10 protein-coding genes are annotated in these 14,287 nt (G+C 47.4%); 7 read left to right on the top strand and 3 right to left on the bottom strand.

The genetic code is table 11. From position 1 onward, the window contains the following. Positions 1-634: 634 nt before the first annotated feature. Together mtgA and K0H59_RS04320 are read left to right on the top strand one after the other, a co-directional pair. Positions 635-1,420, top strand: a complete 786-nt coding sequence (gene mtgA, locus K0H59_RS04315; RefSeq protein ID WP_088210990.1) for a monofunctional biosynthetic peptidoglycan transglycosylase — start codon at positions 635-637, stop codon at positions 1,418-1,420. 369 nt (positions 1,421-1,789) lie between these two features. After that, entirely contained in the window at positions 1,790-3,526 is a 1,737-nt protein-coding gene (locus K0H59_RS04320) for a hypothetical protein (protein WP_220054765.1), read from the top strand. Between the two features lie 53 nt (positions 3,527-3,579). On the opposite strand, the gene K0H59_RS04325 is transcribed toward K0H59_RS04320, so the two are convergent. Both K0H59_RS04325 and K0H59_RS04330 read right to left on the bottom strand, forming a co-directional pair. Beyond that, positions 3,580-5,127, bottom strand: a complete 1,548-nt coding sequence (locus K0H59_RS04325) for a S41 family peptidase (RefSeq protein WP_220054766.1) — start codon at positions 5,125-5,127, stop codon at positions 3,580-3,582. Positions 5,128-5,313: 186 nt separating this feature from the next. After that, positions 5,314-6,198 carry a phospholipase A gene (locus K0H59_RS04330; protein ID WP_088210987.1) on the bottom strand — a complete coding sequence of 295 codons (885 nt, stop codon included), beginning with the start codon at positions 6,196-6,198 and terminating at the stop codon, positions 5,314-5,316. Between the two features lie 430 nt (positions 6,199-6,628). Here K0H59_RS04330 and cobA point away from each other — a divergent pair, with 430 nt between their 5' ends. The 5 genes from cobA (at position 6,629) to cysC (ending at position 12,413) form a co-directional block, all read left to right on the top strand. Beyond that, on the top strand, positions 6,629-7,459 hold the full coding sequence (gene cobA, locus K0H59_RS04335) for a uroporphyrinogen-III C-methyltransferase (protein ID WP_220054767.1): 831 nt from the start codon (positions 6,629-6,631) through the stop codon (positions 7,457-7,459). A 78-nt stretch (positions 7,460-7,537) separates the two neighbouring features. Next, on the top strand, positions 7,538-8,446 hold the full coding sequence (gene cysD, locus K0H59_RS04340) for a sulfate adenylyltransferase subunit CysD (protein ID WP_011623816.1): 909 nt from the start codon (positions 7,538-7,540) through the stop codon (positions 8,444-8,446). Positions 8,447-8,575: 129 nt separating this feature from the next. Continuing rightward, on the top strand, positions 8,576-10,018 hold the full coding sequence (gene cysN / locus K0H59_RS04345; RefSeq protein WP_220055551.1) for a sulfate adenylyltransferase subunit CysN: 1,443 nt from the start codon (positions 8,576-8,578) through the stop codon (positions 10,016-10,018). A 3-nt stretch (positions 10,019-10,021) separates the two neighbouring features. Next, positions 10,022-11,746, top strand: coding sequence for an SLC13 family permease (locus K0H59_RS04350; protein WP_220054768.1), 1,725 nt, complete (start codon positions 10,022-10,024; stop codon positions 11,744-11,746). Between the two features lie 49 nt (positions 11,747-11,795). Continuing rightward, positions 11,796-12,413, top strand: a complete 618-nt coding sequence (gene cysC, locus K0H59_RS04355) for an adenylyl-sulfate kinase (RefSeq protein ID WP_088210983.1) — start codon at positions 11,796-11,798, stop codon at positions 12,411-12,413. Here the strand turns inward: cysC and K0H59_RS04360 are convergent. Next, positions 12,405-14,285: a sensor histidine kinase gene (locus K0H59_RS04360; RefSeq protein ID WP_258405890.1), complete on the bottom strand. Its 1,881-nt coding sequence runs from the start codon at positions 14,283-14,285 to the stop codon at positions 12,405-12,407. The two genes, cysC and K0H59_RS04360, sit on opposite strands and share 9 nt — an antisense overlap. Positions 14,286-14,287 lie beyond the last annotated feature (2 nt).

Raw genomic sequence — 14,287 nt, forward strand, 5'->3', positions numbered from 1 at the left:
TGGCATTTTTTATTTCATGTCGCCAAAAGAATGTTTTGCTTAATTTTGCAGCGGTTTGGCCGTTAAAGTATTTTGAGTGTCATTCTGCCGTCATTAAAGTCAGATAAATTTTGTTTTCATAGAGTTAGATTGTGCTTATTCACCGAGAATAAAATTTTTGTACATTTTTACTCACAGAGTTATGCACATTAGAATGTTCTGAGCTATATTACAAAGTTCCCGTAGATGGTTTTGAGGGAGTTTACTGCGCAGATATGCCCTAGTCGGTATTTTGCCAAGTTAAGTTGTTGAATATCGTTATTTATGGGCTTAGTTTGCTGTGTAACGATATAACGAGACGGAAAACAGTCGCACTTCCAAAAGACCTTGCTCGCCGCCGCGAGTATCAAGCAGTTTGATTGACTTGCTAGCCCTCGTTAATCTGCCCATTTCACCTCGGTCAGCTGTGGTCAAAGCTGCCGAGGTTGAGTCAACATAGTTAACATCGTTTATTTCGTTAATTCATCAATTCAGCTCGGTTTTTGGCGCTGTTTATGACAATATTATCATCAACTTACACTGTGCTATTTTATGCTGAGTGGCTAATGCCGCCGCATATGGCCCCTTTGATGGAATTATTGATGAGGATTACTGGATGACCGCCCCTATGTATGCCATGCGCGATCATGTTCATCGTCCTCAAGGGAATAAATCTAATCGCCCAGCGCCCAAGCCCAAAGCACGCGGCCTTAAGCGACTAGTCGCTTGGCTCGTTAAACTCATCTTAGGTTTATTACTCGCCTCAATTTTAAGCGTGGTGCTACTGCGTTTTATTGATCCGCCGATGTGGACTTGGCGGATTGAGCGGGCAATGTTCCCGCCCGCGCCGATTACTGAGGTTAGGCATCAATGGCGCTCACTCGAGCAAATCTCCCCTGAGTTGCAATTAGCCGTGATTGCCGCAGAGGATCAAAAGTTTGCCAGCCACACGGGGTTTGATATAGCCGCGATAAGTTCGGCCATCGAATACAACCAAAAGGGCAACAAGGTTCGCGGTGCGAGTACCTTAAGTCAGCAAGCGGCGAAAAACCTGTTTATGTGGTCAAGCCGCAGTTTTATCCGCAAGGGAATTGAGGCCTGGTTTACCCTGTTGATGGAATTGATTTGGGATAAGTCGCGCATACTCGAAGTGTATCTGAATATCGTCGAATTTGGCCCCGGAATATATGGCGCCGAAGCGGCATCGAAACATTATTTTGGTAAGAGTGCCGCCAAATTAACTCGTTATGAGGCGTCATTATTAGCGGCGGTCTTGCCTAATCCTTGGCGTTATAAAGTCTCATCGCCTTCACCCTATGTTGAGCAGCGCTCCGCTTGGATCCGTAAGCAAATGCGCCAGTTAGGGGAAGTGACACTTAACCGTGTTCATAATGCCGATTAATGGGTAAATAAGGCGATAACCTTAGTCTTAATTAATATGTCATGCGCTTTATCGTTAATATGAACTTTATCCTCAAGATGAATTAGGCTCTGAATGTAAATTTCATTTAGTTTGCCAAGCGAATTTGACTTAATCGCGCAGCTTGATTCGCATCCTTAGTTAATTAATGGTAAATTAGCGCACGAATTTCCCCTTCAAATACACTCAGTCCTTTGGCTATTCCCCCTCGCTAATTTTTAGCTTGTGTCGGATATTGGTTTGCCATGACGCGTGTAAAAAGGAATGACAACAGGTCAGTATTTAAATACCGGAGGTGAGTGCTTTCGGTATTATTTTTGTCACTTTGACGGTTATTAAATGGAGTTTTAGATGAAGAAGATTGTTATTGCTGCGGCAATTATTGCAGCGGGAGCAGGTGCTTATTGGTACACTCAGCATGGAACTAGCTCGAGTGCTTCGGCCAATCCTTTGCTTGATTATATCCCTGCCGACACCCCAGTATTTTCAGGTCAGTTAAAACCTTTCCCACTGAAAAACTACCTGCAATCTATTTCTGGCAATTACCAGCAATATTCAACAGATTCGTTGGCCGAATTAGGCGAATTAGATAGCCCTATGGCCAAGTTTTTTGTCAGCATCTATACGCAGTATATGGATGGGATAAAAAATCCAACCCAATTGCTTAAGACCTTTGGTTTGCCAAATGAAGTCGAGCCTTTTTTCTATACCTTAGGTGTGATCCCTGTTCTTAAAACCAATGTGGATCAAATCGATGCATTTTGGGCCGTCTTGGATAAAGCCGAGAAAGACAGCGGCTTCACCCATGAAAAGCGCACTTTAGCGGGCGTTGATTATCGCGCTTATTCACTGGCCGAAGAAGGTTCTACTGAGAAGGTTGACCTGTTATTTGCCCATAAAGATGGCATCTTAACTGTGACCTTGTCTGGCACAACGATTGAGCCAGAAGTTTTAGAAATGGCCTTCGGGATAAAGAAACCGACTCAATCCTTAGCCGCTTCAGGCATGCTGAAAGACATCATCAAAACCCATGGTTTTATGGAAGATAGCATCAGCTTTATCAACCATGTTGAGATTGTTAAAGCGATTACCTCTCCCGATGGCAATATGCTAGGTAAGCAGCTCACTCAGTTCATGGCAGAAGAAAGCCAAGGTGAAGATCCTTTTGCAGAGATCCGTACCCCTGAATGTAAAGCTGAGCTAACCGCTATTGCTGCTAACTGGCCACGTACTGTTGCTGGGTTAACCGCATTTAGCTCGACCGAAAAAGAAAGCCATATGGCGGCCTCTTTTGTGGTTGAAAGCAAAAATCAAGCAATCCTAACCGCGCTGCAAAAAATGCGCGGCTACATTCCAACCCACTTAGCCGATATTAACAGCACTATCTTCTCTATGGGGCTGGGGATTGACGTTAATGAAGTTGCGCCTTCACTGACGGCGATTTGGGATGACCTGCAAAAGCCACAGTTAACTTGTGCGCCGCTTGCCGAGTTGCAAGCCGAGTTAAGCCAACAAAGCCCTGCGATGCTGGGTATGTTTACCGGCATGGCTAACGGTGTTAAAGGTGTGAGCCTGTCATTGCTCGATTATAAGATGAGTTCTCAAGACCAAGAGCCTAAGCTTGAAAGCTTAGATGCCTTAGTGAGCTTAACGGCCGATAACCCATCAATGTTGTTCAACATGGTGAAGCCTTTTGCTCCAATGCTGGCTGAACTGCAAGTTGCTGATAATGGCGAGCCTACTGATTTATCACCACTGTTAATGTTGCCGCCTGAGATGAACATCAAGCCGATGCTGGCCATTAAGGGACAACACTTAGTGGTTTACTCTGGCGATAAAGGCTTAGCGTTAGCCAATAAACTGGCTGGCGAGAAGCCATCGGCCAATGGGCTTTACAGCATGTCGGCTGATTACGGTAAGATGTTTACCCCAGTACTGACCCTGTTAGAACTGACTGGCGAGCCGATTCCTGAAGAGCTGCAAATGCTGAAAGATTACAATATGCGCGTGCAAATGAGCTTCGATGTGAACAAACAGGGCATAGTGTTTGGTTCAGTGATGAACTCAAAAGCGAGTGAGAAGAAGTAAGCTTGATACCTTAGAGTGTTAATCGAAAAGCCAGCTGATTGCTGGCTTTTTTGTTAATTGGCTTGCGCTAACTTAGGTTGAGAACCGAGGGGCGTGTCTATGGATTTCGGTTTCGCTGCGCGCACTAAACTGACCAGTCCCTGCCATTCAATATCGCTGTTCTGTGGCAGCCAAATATCCGGCTCTGTGCCTTTTCCTGAAAGCAGCTCGCCTGCGGCGTCATAGGTGAGTGAGCTACTAAAACGAACATCTAAATCACTATTCGGTAAGGTGAGTTGATATTGTCTGGCAAAATCTCCCGAGGTTTTCTCCCCAATCAGATTCACCCTCGACCAAGCTTTTGTGCGGTAGGCTATCCACTCGCATTCCTGTTTACATAAAGGGCTTACTAGCAGTGCAAGACGATTATTGCCTTCGGCGAGCACTTCGGGTTTTGTGCGGACAAACCAAGGGCTAAATCGGCTCTCATCTATGCTTGGCAGACGCCTCGTTAGCACCTTAAGCCGAGGCGAGCTGAGTTCCAGTGCCTCGAGCGGCCTAAAATTTAGGGGCCTTAAATAATCATTCCTCAGTTCTGGCGAGCGGCGATAATGGGCAAAACCCATAACTTGTGTCATGGCTGAGGTATAGGGCGTCGCATTTTGAGGGACATCTTGATAACGCGACAACATGGTCAGTAATTTAGGGCTAAAGCCCCTCGCTTGCCTTAAATCGACAATCAACAAGGGGTGCTCCATGCCTTGGCGTAGGGCGTCTTGTTGCCTCTTATCGAGTTCAAAGCCATAGAGATCATCAATCTTGAGCCGTGCTGTCGCCTGATTGATCTGCTCCAATGAATAATCAGGCCTGATTGGCGCCGTCGGGGCCAAATTATCGAGTTGGGTGAGCAGGCTTTCAAAACTCAGCTCAGTCTCATCCTCAATCGGTTTAACTATGGTTTTTGACGGCTGCGGCAGGGCGATAGTCACTTGCGTGGTCTGCAAATCATCATTAATCAAGCTGATAAGCACATGGGGTTTGATACTTAAGCCTAAGTCCTCCCGCAATAAATTGAGTCGCTTGAGCCAAATCAGCTGCATCTCTTGGCTGTTTTTCGCTGGCTCTGATAAGTAGGCTTGGCTGGCCGAAATCCATTTGCTTAAAGGGATGCCATCGATATGAGTGATAAAGGGAAAATCGGCGCTGATGGGGTTATTTTTGTTGTCCAAGGCGAGCCATTGTTCGTTGACAGGCCTGAGTGTTAAGGGCAGTTCACCGCTGCTATTTTCGACTTTCGCAACCTGTGTCCCTGGGTCCTTTAAGGTATTCAGCAGTTTAGTGAGCTCAGCAGCGAAGCGCTCTTTTGGCACAACATCTTGATATTGTTCTGTGATTAATCCTGCCAGTCGTTTGAGCTGCTGCTCATTAGCTTGTGGGTCTAGGGCGTAAAATGCCGAGTGTTGCTCAATTTGGTCGAACAGAATATAGAGATCTTGGCGAATATCTTTGGTCGTTAGTGTGGGCTGTGCTTTTTCAGGAATAGCGAAAAACGCGAGCCTGATAAGGCTCGCGCAAATGATCACGCCCAGTAAAGTCACGACAGTGCGATAGCTAAAATTCATATTCCTCCATGACCACTTACGCTTACGGCTAAAAAGGTGTGCGACTATCGACGTAAATGCCTATTTTGGCAATAAAAATCGTCTTTGCGCACCTTTTGCCCATATCCATTTGAGCAATTTAGCAGCAGTTTTTGCAAGTCAGCATAGAATTATGGCTGTTTTTTGTGCTCTGTCACGGTTGTAGCGTTAGAGAATATCGTTGAGTGATAGGCCGATACCTATGCGTTGGTTATGGTAGTTGTAGTCGATAAGACTCTCACCATAGCCGTTAAAATATTGAGTATAAAGGCGTAAATTACCGATTATCGGATAGCTCCATGTAAATTCTGCCGATCCTCGATCAATATCTTTAAAGTTAGTTTTTAGGGTGAGGGTGAATCTATGGTCATCAATGCCGTAAACCCCTACAAACTCGGCTTTACCTATGTATTCATCAATATCGGGGTTATCGTCACCGCGGGGTTGATGGATATCGGTTTTTTCGTCCTCTGGAATACGCCACCACACCTTAGTGGCAAAGGCCAGCGGGCCGGCATCGAAGATCATGGTGCCATAGATACGGTTCCAGCTACGGGATAATAACCCTGACTTACCGTTAGATTGATGCACAGCGCCAAAACCCCAGAAGGAGTTAGTCACGCTGCCGATTTTCCAATCATTGTTGAACAGCATAAAGATTTCGGGTTCGTGGTTAGTCTCACGGAAAGGAGAAGAAATATCCTTGTTATACAGCTGCCAGTAGGATTGGTTTGTGTAGGCAAAAAACAGGTGACCATTGTCGCCAAAGACGTTGTACCAAATAGGGAACTTAAAGCTTATCTGGAACTTAGCTTCCATTTCGTCCAGGGTGTAGTCGTTTTCGGCCGCATCTTGGGCGAAGGGCGCCATATTGGGATCGGGGTTGTAAGTGGCGGGTAAAATGTAATTCACTTTATGCGGCGTGATCACGAATGGACGTTCTGAGGTGGCTAGCTCGTCCTGTACCCGTCCTTTAACGAGGGATTCTTCCGCTTGAAGTCCAGTACAAGTTAACAGCCCAATTAATGCGATACCTTTATAAAATAGGGACATCGGCCCTCCTTGATGTGTCTGTTTGCCTTACGCTTTCTCGTTGTTTACCCAGCTTAACATTAGTTTGTGGATTTATTATGAGAAATCCTGCCATGTGTCTTATTCCGTTCTGGCGAGATGGAGCCTATTTTCGTGGTCTAAAGAAGCAACTAAGTAGAATTTTTTGCAATAACATAGTGCGGTTATGTGAGCTGATGCAAGTTTTGATTGCCGATATATTCGCCTTGAAAGCATACTTTATCTAATTATTTCATTTATTTAAATGATTTGCCTGCCTATGGCACTTTTGCCGCCCTCACTTATAGTTAATTGGCTGGATTCGAAGTTCTGTTGTTATTTCTTTTTGATATAATAATTAATGATTTTATATTTATTAAGGAATATAACTAGGGCTATATTGCTACACATTGATCTCATATCGGGGAATGTGATGGAAATTTTATCTTTACCAGGCCAAAGGGCGAAGGGCAAAGTCTGGCTGGTTGGCGCAGGCCCTGGAGACGTTGAACTCTTAACCCTCAAGGCTTGGCGCATTCTTAAGTCCGCCGACGCTGTGCTATACGATGCGCTCGTCAGTCAAGATATCCTCGATTTGATCCCTAAGGATGCTGAGAAGATTGCCGTCGGTAAACGTGCCGGTAAGCATAGTGCTGCGCAAGATGAAATTAATCAGTTACTGGTGACGAAAGCCTATACCCGTAAAAACGTGGTACGCCTCAAGGGCGGCGATCCCTTTATTTTTGGCCGCGGTGGTGAAGAGTTACAAACCTTAGTCGAAGCGGGCGTCGAATTTGAAGTGGTTCCTGGCATTACCGCCGCCAGCGGCACTTCGGCCTATGCGGGCATTCCATTGACTCACAGGGATTATGCCCAAGGGGTGACTTTTATTACTGGCCATTGTCAGCTTGAAAGCCGTCCGATGGACTGGCAGGGTTACGCTAATCCAAACAATACCTTAGTTGTGTATATGGGGATTTTAAATGCGGGCATTATTCGTCAAGGATTAATCGATGCTGGCCGTAGCCCAAACACACCTGTGGCGATTGTCTCTAAGGCGACCACTCAGTCGCAGCAGCGTTTTATTGGTCAATTAGATTCGCTCGAGCAGCTCGCGGCCGATCCGCAATTGCAAATGCCCGCTCTGATGATTATTGGCGAAGTGGTTGCGTTAGCTGACAGCTTAAACTGGTTCCAACCTAAGGGTGAAGGCGAGTCAGCACTCAATACCACTGATGCCGCCAAGATTGTGGCAAAAGTTTAGTTAAATCAGATTTTTTAGAAATAGTTAAGTTAAATCCAGCTGCCTGTCGCAGCCCATTTTAGGTAAACGGAGAAGAGTATGGCCGGGCGTGAATTAAGCCACTTACAACAACTGGAAGCCGAAAGCATTCAGATCATTCGTGAAGTCGCTGCCGAATTCGACAATCCAGTAATGTTGTATTCCATCGGAAAAGATTCTTCGGTGATGTTACACCTTGCGCGTAAAGCTTTTTATCCCGGCAAGATCCCATTCCCCTTGCTGCACGTGGATACGGGCTGGAAATTCAAAGAGATGATTGCCTTTCGTGATGCGCAGGCGAAAAAGTTTGGCTTTGAATTATTAACCCACACCAACCCCGAAGGCGTTGCCCAAGGGATTAATCCCTTCGACCATGGCAGTGCCAAGCACACTGACATCATGAAAACCCAAGGCTTAAAACAAGCCTTAAACCAATATGGTTTCGATGCCGCATTCGGTGGTGCGCGCCGCGATGAAGAAAAATCCCGCGCGAAGGAGCGGGTGTATTCGTTCCGCGATCGTCACCATAGATGGGATCCCAAGAATCAGCGTCCCGAGCTGTGGCGCACCTATAACGGCGCGGTTAATAAGGGCGAAAGTATTCGTGTCTTCCCGTTATCTAACTGGACCGAACTCGATATTTGGCAATATATCTATCAAGAAAACATTGAGTTAGTACCACTGTATTTTGCCGCCGAGCGCCCTGTGGTTGAGCGTGGCGGTCAGTTAATTATGGCCGACGATGAGCGTATGAAGCTCGAGGAAGGCGAAACCATCAAGCATGAGGTGGTACGTTTTAGAACCTTAGGTTGTTATCCATTGACGGCGGCGATGCATTCGCAGGCGGATAATCTCGAAAAAATCATCGAAGAAATGCTGCTAACTCGCTCGAGCGAACGCCAAGGGCGATTGATTGACTCGGATCAGAGTGCATCGATGGAGCAGAAGAAACGCCAAGGTTATTTCTAAACCAAGGCATTTCGAGCGCAGGTTAGAGACAGATTAAACCGATTTCGTGAATGTCCCGATGAAGGCTCTTAGAGCAATCGAGTACCAGTGACTTCACGAACAGTTGAGCAAGATAAGAGTGAGATAAAGATGGATAAAGCGGTCAATAAAACCAATCGTATGGCGGCAGAAATTAGCCAGCACGGGGTAAAGGAATATCTAGCCCAGCAACAACATAAAGGTTTGTTGCGCTTTTTAACCTGCGGCAGCGTAGACGATGGCAAGAGCACTCTGATTGGCCGTTTACTGCATGACAGCGCGCAGATTTATGAAGACCAACTCGCCAGCTTAAAAAATGATAGCGCTAAGATGGGCACAACGGGCGAAGCCATAGACTTGGCTTTGTTGGTCGATGGTCTGCAAGCCGAGCGCGAGCAGGGCATTACTATCGATGTGGCTTATCGTTATTTTTCAAGTGACAAGCGTAAGTTTATCATCGCCGACACCCCAGGCCATGAGCAGTACACCCGTAATATGGCGACTGGCGCCTCAACCTGTGATTTAGCGGTGATCTTAGTGGATGCGCGTTACGGCGTGCAGACTCAAACCAAGCGTCATGCCTTTATTGCCTCTTTGCTGGGTATTCGTCACTTTGTGGTCGCGGTTAATAAGATGGATTTACTCGGGTTCGATGAGCAAGTGTTTAATCGTATCCGTAATGATTTCAGTGAGTTTGTAAAAGACTTTGGCGACTTAGATATCCACTTTGTGCCCTTATCAGCGCTCAATGGCGATAACGTGGTTGAGCCGAGTCTGCATACGCCTTGGTATCAGGGCGGCACACTGCTGGAGCTACTCGAAACCATTGATACTCAACGTGAACTCAGCGCCTTGCCTGTACGCTTCCCAGTGCAATATGTGTCGCGTCCAAATCTCGATTTTCGTGGTTTTGCCGGTACTTTAGCCTCTGGTGTCATCAAGGTGGGTGACGAGGTGGTTGCGCTGCCTTCGGGTAAGCGTAGCAAGGTTGAACGCATTGTGACCTTCGATGGCGATCTCGCCGAAGCAACGGCTGGGCAAGCCGTCACTATCACCTTAGAAGATGAAATCGATATTTCCCGCGGTGACTTGCTGGCACTGCCAGAGAGTGCGCCACAGGTTGCCAATCAAATCGTGGCTGACCTAGTGTGGATGGATGAAAAACCATTACAACTCGGCCAGTTATACGACATTAAAGTTGCGGGTAAGAAGACCCAAGCCTCTGTTACTGCCATCGACTATGTGGTTGATGTGAACACGCTTGCGCGCAGCAGCGCCGACACTTTAGGGCTCAATGCCATCGCCCGCGTGACCTTAGAGCTGACCGAAAATATCGTCTTCGATGCCTATTCTCTGGTGCGTGATACTGGCGGCATGATCCTGATTGACCGTTTATCCAATGTTACTGTTGCGGCTGTGATGGTGGTATCGGGACAGCATGTGAACAAGCAAGCGTCCTCACAATTTAGCGCCTTTGAAATCGAGTTTAATGCGCTGGTGCGTAAGCACTTCCCGCATTGGCAAGCGATCGATATTTCAAAGCTTGGAGCCTAATACGTGAGTGACTTGTGGCTATTAGCTATAGTGTTGTTTGGATTAGTGGCTGGCTTAATCGCCGGCCGCATCAATCCCGCAGTGTTGTTTTTATTTGCTTTTTTACTCTGTTACCTCCTAGGTATGGTATCACTCGACACGGCGCTCACTAGCTTTACTAACACAGGTTTAGTCACACTCGTGTTATTGGTACTGGCGGCGACGGCGCTGGAGAAAACCTCACTGCTGGGCAAGTTAAGCCAAGTGATTGGCAATAATTCGCTTGCGGTGACTATGGCAAAATTGGGATTTTCGACGGCGCTGCTGTCCTCTTTTACCAATAACACCGCCGTCGTCGCATCTTTGATTGGGGTGGTGCGCCGTAATCAGGCCCACGCTCCGGCTAAGTTGTTGTTACCACTTAACTATGCGGCGATTCTGGGCGGTACGCTGACCTTAATTGGTACTTCCACTAACCTTATCGTTAACTCGTTTGTCGAGAATGCAGGCTTGCCTGCGCTGGGGTTCTTTGAGTTCACCCCAGTGGCCACGCTGATTGTGCTGTTAGGCATAGTGCTGCTGATTGTATTGGCCAATACCTTACCTGACAGGCGAGAGGATTCGACCGAAGAGACACTGCCCTATCTGCTGGAAGCACACGTGGCCAAAGGCTCGTCTTTAGTCGGTCGTAGCGTGGTGGACAACAAATTAAGAGCCCTGAAAAAGCTCTATTTAGTCGAGCTTGAGCGCAGCGGCATCTGTATTTGTCCGGTTCCGCCACAGTTAGTGTTACAGGCTGACGATGTGCTGCGTTTCAGTGGCGCGGTGGAGTCGGTGGAGCTGTTGCATCAATTCGATGGTCTGGATTGGTTTGGTAAACATCAAGCAAAAGGGCAAAACCTAGTCGAAGCCGTGTTAGCACCTTCATCGAGTCTAGTGGGCAGCACCTTAAAGGAGTCTCGCTTTCGCGAACAGTTTGATGCGGCGGTTATGGCGATTCGTCGCGGCCATCATCCGTTAAAAGGTGGTTTGGGCGATATCGTATTACAACCGGGCGATGTGTTACTGCTGACGCCGGGGGATGGTTTTAGCACCAATGCTAAGCTGAGTACTGAATTTGCCGCCGTCAGCGGACTCGATTTGAATGTGCGCTTAGACAGCCGCCGCAGCCGTTTTGTATTAAGCAGTTTTGTGATCACCATTGTGCTTAGTCTGACCGGCGTATTACCGCTGGCCAAGGGCTTGGTGCTATTACTGCTGAGCTACTTTGCCATTGGCGCCGTGACCTTGTCGGAGCTTAAGCGTCGCTTCCCACTGGAATTAGTGGTGATAGTTGGCAGTGCCTTAGGGTTGGCGAATCTGATGATGAGCACTGGCCTTGCCGATGGGTTAGCGCAAGGCTTGCTCGGTACCATCAATGGTTATGGGGTGTTTGGCGCCTTTGTGGGTGTCTATTTAGTCACCTTATTGTTGACTGAACTCGTTACCAATAATGCCGCGGCGGCCTTGGCCTTTCCGATTGCCTATGCGGTGGCGCTGAATTATGGCGTCGATCCTAGGCCATTTATTATGGCGGTAGTGTTTGGGGCCAGTGCCAGTTTTATTTCGCCCTACGGCTATCAAACTAACTTGATGGTGTTTAACGCGGGCAACTATCGTTTCAGTGACTTTTTGCGCTTAGGGCTACCGCTATCTGTGCTTTATTCCTTGATAGTGATTTTTATGGTGCCAGTTATCTTTCCGTTTTAATGATTTTTTGTCTTAGGTTGTTACTCAACCTAAGATTTGAGGAGTGTTTATGAGCAATATTGTGTGGCACCAACATAGTGTCGACCAAGCGGCCAGAGCCAAACTTAAGGGCCAAAATCCGGTATTACTCTGGTTTACTGGGCTGTCTGGTGCGGGTAAGTCGACTTTGGCTGGGGCGCTTGAGCGCGCATTGTTTGAGGCGGGCTTTCACACTTATTTGCTCGATGGTGACAATGTTCGCCATGGTTTATGTAAGGATCTGGGTTTTAGCGTTGCCGATAGGGATGAAAACTTACGCCGCGTTGGCGAAGTGGCAAAACTCATGGTGGATGCGGGGTTAGTCGTACTATCGGCCTTTATCTCGCCGACCCGCGAGGAGCGCGATAGCATACGTGCACGTTTTCCTGAAGGTCAATTTATCGAAGTGCATGTGTCGACTCCGCTTAACATATGTGAGCAGCGCGATCCTAAGGGCTTGTATGTTAAGGCTCGCCGCGGTGAGATCAGCAACTTTACTGGTATTTCATCACCCTATGAGGCGCCGCTCTCTGCGGAGTTAACGATTGATACCAGTAAAGGGGATTTAGCCTCGCAAGTGCGTGCTTTAATCGATTATTTAACCGCGATTGGGGTCATCAATCCCGATAAGGCTAAAGCATTAGCCTAAGTTGATTTTATGGGACTCAGGGGCATTTGTTGGAATGGTTAATGTAAAACAAGTGCCTTTGCCCAGTTCACTCGTCACTTTGATATACCCGCCTAATAACTGGGTCACCAGTTGATGTGCTAAATGTAATCCTAAACCTGTGCCGCCTTTGCCTCTTCGAGTGGTAAAGAAGGGATCGAAGATCTGCTTTAAGGTAGCATCGTCCATGCCGCCGCCATTGTCTGTGACGGTAATGGCGACAAAGGCATCTTCGAGGCTGTAGGCCGTAATATTGATTTGCCCATTACCGACATCTTCGAACGCATGGGTGAGCGCATTTGAGACTAAATTCTCGAGTACTTGCCCAAGGGCGCCGGGGTAACTATTGAGCTCTATCTCAGGTGATATGTCGATATTCAGTTCATGAAACTGTTTCTTCATCCTTAGCCATGAGGTGTGCAGCATATCTTGCACTAGGCTAGTGAGTTTAAAGACACGACGTTCTTCACCTGTGCGGTCGACCGCTAACCGTTTGAAGCTTTTCACTAAGGCGGCTGCGCGTTCTAGGTTTGCTTGGACTATCTCGGCGCCTTCATAAAAGTGCTCAAAATACGTATCGACATCGGAGCGTTTAAGGCCTGTTTCGAAGGCAGATTGCAATTTGCTGCACTCATTCTTCATGCTCGATAGGGTCATTAAAGAGGCCCCCACTGGGGTATTGAGCTCATGGGCGACACCCGCCACCATCATCCCAAGAGAAGATAATTTACCGGTTTCAATCAGTTGCTGCTGAGTATCGTGCAGGTGTTGCAGTGACTGCGCCAGCGCTTTATTGCTATTTGCTAGCCGTCGCTGCTGCTCGGTTAAGTCATCATGGAGCTTATCCCGCTCGCACATTGATTTTGCCGTACGCCAGCAAACGGCGCTGCCCAATAACAACAGCAACAGACCAATACTCAATGCTTCGACAATGCATTGTTTGGTGATGCTTGCCAATACGCTGTGGGAAATATGAGTCACGAGCCGCCACTCAGGAAGGGCCGCATTACCTATGTCATGCACATTTTCGTAGTCCCAGAGTCCATCTGGGGTGGTAAAGGCTACCTCGGTATTTTTGCGGATTTCTTGCCAAGCGGAGGGATTGAATTTGCTAAAGTTTACCTCTTCCCGCCCATACATAAATCCCCATGCCATTTGTGGCTGTGGGGCTAAAAGCCAGTAGCCATCTGAGTTTAACATCGACAGCTCGACGCCCTCTTTAGCCATATTGGCGATGGCATCCAGCATGGTTTGCGCGAGAAAATTCAGCGCAATAAACCCTTTTCTCTCCCCAGAGGCTAAAAACACGGGTGTGGTGATGCGCAGCATAGGTTTGATAGGGGTCTCAATGACTTTATTTTCGACATTTAAATCTAAAGGGGAAAAGTAAAACGTATCGGGTTCGAGCGCTAAACTCGGCGCTATGTAGTAGCGTCCTTGTTTAGATTGCAATTCTGCTTGCGGGACAATTTGTGCTTCATGGTTGATAAGATTAATGCGCACCTTTTCCATGGCGTCGTTATCGAGCCAGCGCACTTGATCGTACTGTAACGAGGCGTCGCTAAAGGCTTTAAAGAAGTTCTCAACAGCTGTCAGATCGGCATTTTTGCCCGACGCGGTATCGAGAAGAAGTTGATATTTAGCGAGAAATAGCGCGTCTCGTTTCAGGCTACCGAGATAGTAAGCTATGGTTTGATTGGCATCGGCAAGCACGGCATCGGCCTGTCGATATAAGGGGGTCATCGCATCTTCGTGGCGCTTTTGGTAGAGCACCAAGCTGAGCAGCGGCACCAATAACAGCCAAGGTAACATCAGCTTAAGCCAATATCGCCAAAATAACTGTTGGGAGGTCATAA

Source organism: Shewanella sp. FJAT-51649 (genome assembly GCF_019457435.1).
GTDB lineage: Bacteria > Pseudomonadota > Gammaproteobacteria > Enterobacterales > Shewanellaceae > Shewanella > Shewanella mangrovisoli.

Bases quoted from the DNA above. Each gene is read 5' to 3' on its own strand.
- K0H59_RS04330 (WP_088210987.1), bottom strand. From the start codon at position 6,198: ATGTCCCTATTTTATAAAGGTATCGCATTAATTGGGCTGTTAACTTGT.
- mtgA (WP_088210990.1), top strand. From the start codon at position 635: ATGACCGCCCCTATGTATGCCATGCGCGATCATGTTCATCGTCCTCAA.
- cysC (WP_088210983.1), top strand. From the start codon at position 11,796: ATGAGCAATATTGTGTGGCACCAACATAGTGTCGACCAAGCGGCCAGA.
- K0H59_RS04360 (WP_258405890.1), bottom strand. From the start codon at position 14,285: ATGACCTCCCAACAGTTATTTTGGCGATATTGGCTTAAGCTGATGTTA.
- cobA (WP_220054767.1), top strand. From the start codon at position 6,629: ATGGAAATTTTATCTTTACCAGGCCAAAGGGCGAAGGGCAAAGTCTGG.
- K0H59_RS04320 (WP_220054765.1), top strand. From the start codon at position 1,790: ATGAAGAAGATTGTTATTGCTGCGGCAATTATTGCAGCGGGAGCAGGT.
- cysN (WP_220055551.1), top strand. From the start codon at position 8,576: ATGGATAAAGCGGTCAATAAAACCAATCGTATGGCGGCAGAAATTAGC.
- K0H59_RS04325 (WP_220054766.1), bottom strand. From the start codon at position 5,127: ATGAATTTTAGCTATCGCACTGTCGTGACTTTACTGGGCGTGATCATT.
- cysD (WP_011623816.1), top strand. From the start codon at position 7,538: ATGGCCGGGCGTGAATTAAGCCACTTACAACAACTGGAAGCCGAAAGC.